This is a genomic window from Paraburkholderia bryophila, from assembly GCF_013409255.1.
GTDB lineage: Bacteria > Pseudomonadota > Gammaproteobacteria > Burkholderiales > Burkholderiaceae > Paraburkholderia.
In genome coordinates, this window is sequence record NZ_JACCAS010000001.1 from 2,787,314 (window position 1) to 2,798,775 (window position 11,462).

The 11,462-nt window shown below is 58.2% G+C and carries 6 protein-coding genes; all 6 read right to left on the reverse strand.

Going from position 1 to position 11,462, the window contains the following annotated elements:
* Positions 1 to 16 precede the first annotated feature (16 nt).
* The 6 genes from GGD40_RS12395 to GGD40_RS12420 all read right to left on the reverse strand — a co-directional run bounded on the left by GGD40_RS12395 (position 17) and on the right by GGD40_RS12420 (position 11,457).
* A complete protein-coding gene (locus GGD40_RS12395) occupies positions 17 to 2,275 on the reverse strand; it encodes a hypothetical protein (protein ID WP_179743865.1) in 2,259 nt (752 codons plus the stop codon).
* 69 nt (positions 2,276 to 2,344) lie between these two features.
* On the reverse strand, positions 2,345 to 5,026 hold the full coding sequence (locus tag GGD40_RS12400; RefSeq protein WP_179743866.1) for a type VI secretion system Vgr family protein: 2,682 nt from the start codon (positions 5,024 to 5,026) through the stop codon (positions 2,345 to 2,347).
* Between the two features lie 181 nt (positions 5,027 to 5,207).
* Entirely contained in the window at positions 5,208 to 5,495 is a 288-nt protein-coding gene (locus GGD40_RS12405; protein WP_179743867.1) for a PAAR domain-containing protein, read from the reverse strand.
* 27 nt (positions 5,496 to 5,522) lie between these two features.
* Positions 5,523 to 6,227 carry a hypothetical protein gene (locus tag GGD40_RS12410; RefSeq protein WP_179743868.1) on the reverse strand — a complete coding sequence of 235 codons (705 nt, stop codon included), beginning with the start codon at positions 6,225 to 6,227 and terminating at the stop codon, positions 5,523 to 5,525.
* 22 nt (positions 6,228 to 6,249) lie between these two features.
* On the reverse strand, positions 6,250 to 10,905 hold the full coding sequence (locus GGD40_RS12415) for an RHS repeat-associated core domain-containing protein (RefSeq protein ID WP_179743869.1): 4,656 nt from the start codon (positions 10,903 to 10,905) through the stop codon (positions 6,250 to 6,252).
* Between the two features lie 18 nt (positions 10,906 to 10,923).
* Positions 10,924 to 11,457, reverse strand: a complete 534-nt coding sequence (locus GGD40_RS12420) for a hypothetical protein (protein ID WP_179743870.1) — start codon at positions 11,455 to 11,457, stop codon at positions 10,924 to 10,926.
* Positions 11,458 to 11,462 lie beyond the last annotated feature (5 nt).

Here is an 11,462-nt window from a genome sequence, read left to right on the forward strand (position 1 = left end):
GCTTCGCGGCGAATCGTCAGACGACCCGCACCTCCGGCATGTTGTCGTAGAACGGGTGTCTGCCCGCGGCTGCCTGAAACTGGTAGTCGTTGGTGTCGACCTGCGCAACCGCATAGCCCGGGGTGGGATCGACTTTCAGCATGGCCTGCAGGCTGTCGTAGTAATCGTCCATTTCTTTTGCGTCTCCCGCCGGCGCACTCGTCAGCGACATCTGCAGAAAATCCTTCAGCTGTTGTCGGCGCAAGTCGATGTCGCCGGAGCGGCCTTGCGGGTGGATGTGCTGCACGACGTTGTCCAGATCGTGTTTGGTGTGCGACCACTTGAGGATCTGCTTGACCGCATCTTTCCGGTTGCCGTACCAGCGGCCATATGTGTGGTTGGCCATGTCGACGCCGTCCGTCGCGTACCAATGACGAGTCAACTGATAGATCATGATGCCCTTCGCTTCGGGCGTCGCGTACTGCAGCATCCACGGATTGCTGAGTACGCGGTTCATCAGCTCGACACGCGCGGCCTCTTTTTCGTACTGTTCGATCAGGTCGGTGAAAAGCCGGTTTATCACATCCATTTCCTGATCGACCGTCGAGGCCAGGTCCTGAATGCCCTGAATGACCATGACCTGAATATGCGAGAAGGCGTTAAACGCAGTCGTCTCGACGAACTTCAACCGCTGGAAGTTCGCGTGATATAGCTGGTAGAAGAACCATTTGACGAACTCGGCAATGCGCAGCGCGTCGACCGACACTTCGATATCGCCCTTTGCGCCAACGCCCAGGCATAGGCCGGCCTTCGCCTTGATTCTGAAGCGGCCTGCCGCATAGCTCACATCGAGCATGCAAGTGAGTCCCGCGCCTGCCATTGCCGTGACCGTATCGCCGACCTTGGCAAACGCTTTGTATTTGCCGCTAGGTCCCTTCTTTGCCGGCTCCATCCATTCGAGGGAGCCTTCGAGGGACAGGTCCGCGCGTGCACCGGCAAAGACGTCGAGATCTGCATTGGCGCTGGGATCGACCGGCTTGCCACCCACTTTGATCTCGCGTTGTTTGGTAGTGGGGTTATCGACCGAAGCGCCGTACAGACCCAGGTCTTTGCGCTTTTCGTCGCGATAGTCGACCACGACGCCCAGTTGCGCGACGACGCTTGCTCCAACCATTCCGGACAGGCCGAGCTCGCCTTTGAATCGAACCGCGCCGAGCGGATAAGTCTTGTGATCGTCGCCGTCCAGACTCCACATCCAACCGGCTATGTCCGGATAATAGAAAGCGCCGGAAACCTTGCCCTCGGCGATGGCGAATTCGGCCTGCGCCGACGCCTTGATGGCCACTCGTCCCTTTTGCGGTTGCCACTCGGTGTCGAGACCCGCACCCGCGAGATAGCGCATCAATTGCGCCTTGGCCTCGATACTGACGTTATTGCTGAAGGCGGTCTGCTTCGGTTTTTCTTCTTTCTTCTCGCCTTCGCCGCCCTCACTGCGCTCGACCGGATCTTCCGCGCCAGCGCTGTAGCTTAGATCCTTGTTCCACTCTTCCGCCCACGCGAAAAGCGTTCCCGTCACGTGCTTCTCGACGATTTCGGATGACACTTTGGTCTTTTCATACAGTTGCGATTTGATGCTGCTCTCGCGGTTTATCAGCACGCCTTCTTTCAGCTTGTCGACGTCGATCTTGCGCTTGCCCTGCGCATTCGTTTTGATGAAGCTTTTCGCGCCGGTTTCTTTTTCTTCCTTGCGCCCCTTCATGTCCTCGAACGCCGCCGGGCCGAATTTATGCCAGCTCGTCTTGATCTTGTTCGAGCGTACGTAGTGAAGCTTGTACTTCGCGAACTTCACCGCTTTCTTGCCGTCGCCGTCGATATGAATCGGGATCAGTTCGACCATGGTCAGGTCTTTGCTGTCGAGCTTGCTGAGCGGCTCCAGTTCCTTCTTTAACGCCTTATGCGCGGTCTCGCGTTCTTTAAGGGCATCGTCGACGGCGGTCTTGTGCGCTTCGCCGGCGCGAGGGTCGGACATGTGATTCTGCACGTCGTCGGCGTAGGCCTTCAGCACCACGTCGAGTTTTTCATTGGCCTTGTGAAATTTATCGACGCGGTCGTGCAGCAGATTGCATTCGCTTTGCAGCGTACCGACGTCCTCCGCCGGCACGAGAATGAATTCACCGGTCTCGGGACGGAAATAGAGCATGGGCGCAGGATCGTGCGGCACTTTCACGATGCTGTCGGGCGTCGTGTTGGTGGTGCCGTTGCCATCTGGCGCGTGACTTGTGCTCGGAGCGTTCATGGATGTCGGTGTGCTTGAATGGGCGAAGGATTCAGCGCGTGCGGAAACGCGCAGGCTCGTCGGCCGGGATCAGGTATCGAGGAAAACTTTGAGCGCGCTCGGCGTGCCCGTCATGATGCGCGAAGTGAGACCTTGCTCGTCGGTCATACCCTCGAACACCTTGCCTTCTGCAGTCTCGATGCGGTAGCGCACATAGGGGGCGGCGTCGCCCGTGTGCTTGTCGTGAATCTTGAACTGCTCGTTGTAGGGGCCTTCACCCGACGGGAGCGTCGGCGGCTTGGTCGACAGGCTCGTGGGTCCGGCGAACGAATGATCGCTACCCTTGATATCAATTTTTCCGGGCGCGTGGATTTCGATATTGCCGCCCGTAATACGGATGTACGCGCCGCCGCTCGTCAGGAGGATGTCCTGCTTCGCGACGACCTCGATTTTTTCCGTGGCGGAAAGCAACTTCAGACTCTTCTGCGCGGTGATTTCGATGTTGTCGGACTGGGCCTGAATTTCGACTTTTCCCTTCGCCGCGAAGAGTTTCATGCCCGCGTTCTGCACGAACAGGCTGATCTTCTCGCTCACGCTTGCCAGCAGCGATTTGCCGGTCGCAATGTGCGTGCTCTGGCCGCTGACCAGATTGACGTGCTCGTTTGCTGCGATGTGGGTCGACTTCTGCGTCGACATGGCGATGCCGGCCGGTGTAGCGAACAGCAGGATCGGTTCCTTGAACGCGTTCGCGTTGCCCGTGCCGCCGCCGGCTGTGTTGCCGCCGCTGCCGCCGCCCGATACGCTGTTCTGGGTGGCGTCGGTGAATGACTTTAGTGAGTCGTAGCCATCTTTGAGGCTCTCGGCCTGGTGCGTTTCGCTCGCCTGGCTCAACGACTCGATCACACTTTCCGAATTGACCAGTTGACTGTTTGCGTCGCGTACGTCCAGAGGTTGGCTTGACTCGCCGGTTGTCGGATGCGTCGAAACGACCATGCCTTGTGCGGCTCTAATCGCGCCGTACGCGTCTGACTTCAGATCGAAGCCGCTACCCAGGTACTCGCCGCGCGCGTTGCCCGTCTGCGCGATCAGATAGCCCAGGTGCAACTGTGCATTCGTGCTGGTGCTGTAAAGCTGCACACGATTCTGACCGGTGGCGTCGTCCATCACCATCTGGTTGTAGCCGCTGCCCTGGTGCTCCTTCGACTTGTAGCCCGACAGGATGCCGTTTGAATGCCAGTCCGGCTTCTTTGCGCCGTTGTAGACACGGCCGGTGACGATCGGCTTGTCGCAATCGCCATCGAGGAACGACACGATCACTTCTTCGCCGATGCGCGGTACGTGGACACCGCCGTAAGCCCCACCGGCATTCGACTGCGCGACCCGCATCCAGCATGAGGCTTTTTCGTCGCCGGCATTCAGGCGATCCCAATGCAATAGGACTTTGATGCGGTTCAGTGGGTCCGTGTACACCTCTTCATTGGCCGGACCGACGACGGTCGCGGTTTGCATGGACATTTCGGGCTTGTGATGCTCGAACGGACTGCGGAACGGGATGGTTTTGCGTTGCGCTTCGACGGCGGCCATGAAGAAGCCTTCGCTGCCGTCGCTGGATTTGACGGTTAGCGCGGCATCGGCACTATGCACGGCGCGCGCTGCGGCGATCGCGCCTTTCAGGCTGTGCGGGAAGTCCGTCGTCCCGCCTGAGACGGGCAGGTTGTTCTCGATTACCCAGTCGACCGCGATCACCGCGAACTGGCGGTCCTGTTCGCTGCTCGTGCTGTGGTCGGGGTGATCCTGCAGCTCGAACCAGCGGCCCGCGTCGATGCGGCGTACTGCGCCCACGCCGTGGAAGCGCTTCGCACGCGACTCCCATTCCTCCATCCGCACTTTGGCGAGCTGGTCGCCGCGGTCCTGCTTGCCGTAAGTGTAGGCGCCGGTGTACTCATATACCTCGGCCTGCTGCGGCAGATCGCCCTGTGTGGCGAGCGTCGGGATCGTGGTGCCCTTGGGATTGGCCGGTGCCGACGGGGCCTTGTAGTCGAACGTGCGGGTCGTGAGCGTCGTGCTCTGTAGCGTGCGCGTGCCGCTCCATTGCACGAAGGCGTCCGTTTCGCTGTTCGTGCCCGAGCGGTAAAAGTCCACCGCTTGCGGCGATAGCGCCGGAAGGCTGCCGATGTCGTCCGTTATAACCAGCGTGTGCGATTTGCCGTCCGTGGCCTGCTCGAAATAGCCGAACAGCCCTTCGGTTTCCATCAGCCGGTGACAGAAATTCCAGTCGTCCTCGTATTGCACGCAGAATGAGCGTTGCGGCAGGGTATTTCGTAAAACAAAGCGGAATGCACCCTGCGCCTGCGGATGCATATTGAATACGTCGGTGATGATTTCATCGGCCGGTTTATCCTGCCAGATTCGTGCATCTTTTCTGAAGCGCAGGAAATGCATCCATGACACAAAACCGATCTGATAGCTGGTAAGAGCACTGTCCGAGCCCAGACGGCGTGCCGTATGGACATAACCGTGATGCGGGGCGTACGACTGGTCGGTTTGCTGAACCCACAGCGTAACGGGCTGGGCAATCAGCTTCTTGAGTTCGATATTGTCGTTGGTGGAAACGGCGTCCAGCGTGAATTCGTAATCGCGGCCCAGACGTGAATGGCCCACCAGTCGTTGCGGCAACAGGACATTTGCGCCCAATGGCGTATCCAGTTTCAGCAGACGGTCACTTTGCAACAAACCGCCTTTTATCGCCGTGATTATGTCTTGTGCCCCCATACCGCCTCTGATTTATGCTGAATGCGCCCCTGCGCTGTCGCGCAATAATACAAACAATCAGACGTTTACGGCAATCGATTCAATAGAAATAAATGTTAAATCGGAATTTATTTCGGGTGTTGTCGGGCAATTTTGAAATCGGTAAAAACGGCGGTTTGGGCCTTTCTTGGTTTATCGAGCATTACGCTTCCGTAGACATCATCTGTTGCGACGCTACTAACCGGGGCGGCGGATGGCAACCGCAAATACAAAGATCGTCATTCAATGCGGCGTGCCTTCCGTCCGGCGCCGTCATTACCTGGCGCGGGCCATCACACTGAATTTTTCCCGTTGTATTGCATGCCGGACATGCGACGGGATCCCCTTCGTGGGCGACGTCTTTATCGCTCAATTGAATAGACGTCGGTGCGGCCTGAACGGTGCCGTTAGCTGTCGTCTTGTCGCCGTTCAGAATTAGATATCGTTTCATGAAGTGTCTCGGGTTTGAGGAAGTCGTTCAGACTTCGACGCCATTGCGGGTTAGAAGGTCGTGCAAACACACCGAGCAAACGGTTGTGGACTTCGCCATCAAAGTTTCTCGGAACTGCGCGTCGTCTAGTCGGAGCGTTGAAGACGTCAGATCGAGTTCCGGACCCAACACGTTGTGCAAAAAATCGGCGTCAAACCAGAACACGCTTTCACGCTTGCTGGACGCGAGGACGGTTTTGATCAATCGACTGCTCGGCCCCTCTTCTCGCGAATCGATTGCTCTCGATATCTGCGGAGATGTTGTCTTCTTAAACACAACCCCGTGTATAGGGCAGACGACATCTCTTTCCGTCACATTGGCGTCTTTGGCGACCAGCGCGGTGTCGAATGCGCCTTCCAGTGACGTAGGTGTGGCCGGTTCTTCACCGGAGCGCACCAATAATTCGTCCATGCAACGCGCGCACACGTGAACCAACGACCTCTCGATTGCAGCGATGGTCGGGAAGTCTTTTAGATGTGCAATTTTTCCGACGTAGGTGATCAGATGCGCATGGTCGACAAGTTCGCTGCGATCCATCCATATCTCTCTGCTTCTCTTCGGTCGATCAAATGACACCCTGACCAGTTGGCCAGCCTCAAACTGGCCCCTCGCGTTGATGCGGGCACCAATATTCGGCGAGGCCAAAGCATTTTCCTGCAGACCATGGCGCGGGCAAAGTACGCGGGACATCATTTCTGGATACCTCGACGAGAATCTATCGTGCGCGCGGGCCCAGACCCGCTTTAGTCAGGAACGCCCAAGCTCGATGACCCGTGGACGGTGCCTGTACGCCACCAGCGTTGAGCACGTCCGTGACATGGGTCATACAACTGTTGTTGGCAACATCATAAGCGCCATCACCTTCCTCGTCCCTGATCTTGCCGCGCTGAAACTTCTGCGCAGCATCGACGTCGGGCATGTCAAATGTGGCGGTGTTAGCCGGTTGTCGATTGTCCAGCGCACTCACCTTGCTAATTCCGGTTTGAGTGTAGTCGGGCGTCACTTCCTGTTCAGTATGCAGACTACCCGTTCCGGAGACTGTTTTGACGCTATAGTGCCCGGTCGCTTCATCAGTTTTATACCAGTAGATCGTGCACTTTCCGCGGGCCAACCCCAATGGGTCGACATATAGAATCGGGTTCGGCGCATATTGATAGACATTCAAGCCACCCAGCAATCCGATCGGATCCTGGCTGAGAAACCGGCCATGCTGAGCATCGTAGTACCGGAAGCGGTTATACGCGTAACCCGTCTCCTCATCCCACTGCTGCCCCTGAAACCGGATTGGGTTATGAGGCGCAAGCTTTGCGGTCTGCGAAACGCGCGCATTGACTTCGCGGGCCTCCCCCCACACTTTGTACTTCGCATCCCATACCACGTCGCCTGACTCATCGGTCAACAGTTGCGGCGTGCCGATCTGATCGCAGTGGTAATAGAAAACGTGAACGGGCAACGTCGCGACAGGGGATCGTTGCAGCGGATCGTCCTCCGGAGCGTACCTGTCCGTTTGCGTCCATTGCGGGGTCGGTATGCCCAGGACTGCGGCCGCAGCATATTGCGCAATCGGAACCGGCGAGCCTTTTTCATACAGGAAATGGGTACTGGACTCAGCCGTCGTTTCGAAAGCAAGCGAGTCACCGTCCCAACCGAAAACCGTGCGAACGCCGTCTACGTCCTTGCCGATTCGCCGTCCAAGCGCATCATAGAAATAGCGCGCGCGGTGTTGACGCGTCGTTTCGTCGACGGTCGCGGTCTCGAGCCGGTTGAATGCGTCCCAGGTATAGTGCTGCGTGCCGTTCGGCGACTGCTTCGCAAGCATATTGCCGCGCGCGTCGTACTCAAAACGAGTTCCGGCGTATTCCTTGAGCAAATTTCCCAGCACGAGTGGCACCTGCCCAGACAGCGTGTTGAGTCGCGGCATGCCGCCCGCACGCACATGCTCCGAGCTACCGGTATCGATAAAATTGCTCGCCGGGTCAAAAGCAAACCGTTCATGCTCGAGCGGACCGATGGCTTGAATCAGTCGCCCGACCGGGTCGTACTGATAGGTGGTGATGCCCTGTCTGCTGTCTTCAACCTGCAGGAGTTGTCCGCTAACATCGTATCGGTAGCTTCGCGCGGCCAGCGCGGCCGGCGCCCCTGTCCGCTTCAACGACTGCGCGGTAATGCGTCCTGCGTGGTTGTACTCCGTCAGTTGGCCAATTCGATTCGATAGCGTCCGTGCGGTCTCGCGGTGCAAATCGTCTCGCTCGAACTGGATCAGGTCACGGCCGTCGAGCATCATCCCGTGCACGTGGCCGGATCCGTATGTCAGCCAATCCACCACGTGACCATCAGGGCGCACTGTCCTGACGCGCGTGCCAAGTTCATCGTATTCGTGCCGCCATACGTAGCTGCGCTGTTCGCCGAACAGTCCATACGCGTGATGCTCGCGCACCAGATTCCCGACTGGATCGAAGAACAGTTGCACACGGCTATGGCCGTTCCGTGCATCGATCAGACGGCCGCTGCTGTCATAGGCAAGACGTTCTTCCACGCCATCGGTTGTGCGGGACAGGAGTCTGCCGCTCCTGTCGTATGCCACTTGTGCGACCGTGCCTGCTTCGTCGATGGAATGGAGCTTCCCGTCCATCGGATCGTAGTCATAGCGCGTGACTTTGCCGTCGAAGCCCACCGTTTCGGTCAACCGGCCCAACGCGTCACGACCAAACCGAAAGGTCGCGTGGTTGGGGTCGGTAAGCGCAATCAGCCGCCCTACCAGATCGTGCCTATACGTAACGGTGCGTTCCGCCGCGTCGCCGCGATGTGCAATTCGGCCCGCCGCATCGTAGGAAAAGCGCGTCGTGCGATCGAGTGTGTCCGTATGCGTGAGGAGACGGCCTTCGGCATCGTAAGAAAATTTTTCGATTCCCGCAGGTGTCTGCACAGCGGACAAGTGGCCGTTGTCACCATATCGATATGTCGTCGTCCGACCCATCGCATCTTTACTTTCAAGCAGACGCCCATCGGCGTCATAGCGCCAATTCGTCGTCTTGCCTGAACAGTCGGTGTAGCTCTCGAGTTGTCCGTCTGCGTTATAGGCGAGAACCTTCGAGCCACCCTTCGCATCGGTGATTGTCTCGGCTAAGCCTTGCTTGTTGTAGCTATACGCTGTCTTGTGACCCAACGGGTCGATCTGCGCGGTGACGTGACCCGCATCATCATACTCACGCTGCCAACGATGACCATGCGCGTCGATAATCGACGTGACCTGATCCTTCGCGTCATATTCCATGTGTACGACGCTGCCGTCCGCTCGCCGCTGCTCGAGGGGATTGCCGCGGTCGTCATAAGTGAATTGATCGACACCGCCGTCAGGGTAAGTGTGCTGCGTCAGGTTATGGCTGGTATCGCGGTAAAACCATTCTTCTCCGTTGTCAGGATGAATGATCCGATACGTGTAGCCGTCGATGTCGAAGTAGTGACGGGAGACATGGCCAAGTGCATCGGTGACGGATACCAGACGGATATCCGGATGCCAGGCAAGGCGGATTTCATCACTGCCGTCATCGGCGTATTCGCGGACACATTTCGCCTTTGGCTCGACACCGCTCCACTCGAGATTGATGCCGCGGCCGGTTCGGTCGGTATAACGCGTGACGAGGTGATGCTTATACGCATACTCGCGACGGTTGCCATGGCGATCCGTGGCGGCGACAAGATCGCCACGCTCATCGTACGCGTAGAGCGCGAGCGTACCGACGTGTTCGCCTTCAATGTCGAAATGATTCGCTTCTATCAGCCGCCCAAGCGCATCGTGCGAAAAGGCCACAATCGCCTGCTCCGAAATCACGCGCGCGAGCCGGTGTTCGGCGTCGTAGTCGAGCGTAATCTGGCCGCCCGAACGACGTTTAACGAACGCCAGCCGGAACGCGTTGCCACGTTTTTCATACGCTTCAAGCACCTCATGGCCGCGGGTGAGTGTCAGCCATTGCTCGTCGAGTCGCGCGAGCGTGATATTTTCGTTCAGGTCCTCGTGCGTGGCACCCGCAGCCAGCAAAGGATAGTCGAGACTGCGCCCGGTCGGATCGTGATAAACCAGCTTCGCGTCGTGAATATCAATGCGAGTGGTATACGGAGTAATCCAGCGCGCGCCGAGTTCGCTCGCGTCGTATGCATCGAGAAAGGAACGGTAGGTTCGGCGCCAGACGATCGGCACTGCACCGGGCAAAATAAAATCGTCGTGATCGATACGCTCGTCGCCGAGCGCATAACCCACGGAGTGTTTGCCGTTACTAACTTTCGGGCAATTCTTGCAATCGTTCGGGCCCGGATGCTGTGCGTTTGCCTGAGTGCCAACCGTCTCCAACTGACCATCGGCCCGTCGACGCTCCGCGCTCGACTTGCCGGCTTCCTTGATGCCCACCGTCTGCGCGTTCCGATGTTTCTGCTTGGCTCGCCATGCAACGACGGACTGGCTCAGCGCGTTCAGCAACCACATCAAGCCACCGACATCCGAACTGTTCAGCCCTTTGATTTTCTGCGTGACGAACGGAGTCGCGTGGCGTGCATCCACTGCCATCTGCTGCAGCCGTCCTTTCGTTGACGGCGAGACTTCGTTGGCTACGCGAGTCGCCAGATTGGCCGCGTCCTTGACGAAAACTTTCGTGCCGTCCTTCAGGTAAGACCAGATGCTGTCGGCGACTTTACCTGCGTCGTGAGCAGCGAATCCGGCACTGGCTTGCTGCATATGCAGATCTGCAGCATGGAGATTGCCCGTAGTATCGAACAGGCGACCCGATGCCGCGCCTTCGAAAATTTGAGCCAACCCTTCCAGCAGTTGGCGCGCGTGATCGGCACACGCATCCAGCAATTCGGCGAGCTTGGCCTGCACTTCCTTGACGAACGCGTCGATCTCGCCGGCGAACTTGGTACTAAGATGCGCGACGAGAACGGAGATGATCGCGTCCGAGATCATCTGGCCGCCGGCTTCCGCTATCGACCTGCCGCTCTTCATCAATTCCTCACGAGCGAGCTTGAGCATCGGGCGGGCGCCCATGCGGAATTCGCCCATGACCGGCGGCAGCGGAATCACGCCGATCAGATCGATACCCAGGTTCAGGTAGTCGAAGAGGTCTCGTGCTTCTACCTCGATCAGCCGCTTGATATCCATCACGACGTCGATCGCCGAGAGGATGTTCGACACGACGGGGACCGCGTTCGCCAGTTGCTCGACACGGTCGAGCGTGATGTAGCCATCACTGACGCTTTTCAGCCATGCGTCGAACTGCTCGAGCGCAGATCCCGCATCCTCTTTGACGATGGTGACAAGCGGCGCGATAGCCACTTCGGTTTTGACGACGGCGGTAGTCGGGGCGGAGGCTGCGCTCATACTGATCGGATCGATGGTCTAGTTGTTGGAGAAAAGCTGGTTGTATCCGCATCCAAGCAGAAGCCAGCCTGGACTTTCGTCCTGATCGACGAGCAATCTGATTTCTTTCTTGCCCACCACCTTGCGATAGTCGACGCCGTGCCAGTGCAGCTTTTCTCGCATCGCCACCGTGCCGCTGTCCTCATGCATGTCGCCGATGCGAGCCGCCCATTGCTTTGCCGCGTCGATTTCCTGGCCCACCGGTGCAGGAATGGCGAGCAGCATCTCATGTGGCGAAACGAGCGAAACGACATTCGACGACGTGCCCCACGCGGTAATCGGCTTGCTGGTTTGCCATGCGAGGTCTACGCCCTTGGGCCGCGGGGGGAGATTCACGAAATCCGGTATGCCGTTGTTATCCACCCGATCGATAAAACGCTGGATTTGCCGTGCGTCGAGTTTGCACTCGACGAAGCCCGCGATCGTCTTCATGTCGGCGACCGACTGGGCGTGCGCAAGCGGCGTCATGGCGACGCAGCAGGCTGCGATCGACAGAGTCAGAAAGTGTTTCATTGGTG

What these genes read in the sequence shown, in the direction of transcription:
- GGD40_RS12410 (WP_179743868.1), bottom strand. Translation starts at nt 6,227, where the DNA reads ATGATGTCCCGCGTACTTTGCCCGCGCCATGGTCTGCAGGAAAATGCT.
- GGD40_RS12400 (WP_179743866.1), bottom strand. Translation starts at nt 5,026, where the DNA reads ATGGGGGCACAAGACATAATCACGGCGATAAAAGGCGGTTTGTTGCAA.
- GGD40_RS12405 (WP_179743867.1), bottom strand. Translation starts at nt 5,495, where the DNA reads ATGAAACGATATCTAATTCTGAACGGCGACAAGACGACAGCTAACGGC.
- GGD40_RS12420 (WP_179743870.1), bottom strand. Translation starts at nt 11,457, where the DNA reads ATGAAACACTTTCTGACTCTGTCGATCGCAGCCTGCTGCGTCGCCATG.
- GGD40_RS12415 (WP_179743869.1), bottom strand. Translation starts at nt 10,905, where the DNA reads ATGAGCGCAGCCTCCGCCCCGACTACCGCCGTCGTCAAAACCGAAGTG.
- GGD40_RS12395 (WP_179743865.1), bottom strand. Translation starts at nt 2,275, where the DNA reads ATGAACGCTCCGAGCACAAGTCACGCGCCAGATGGCAACGGCACCACC.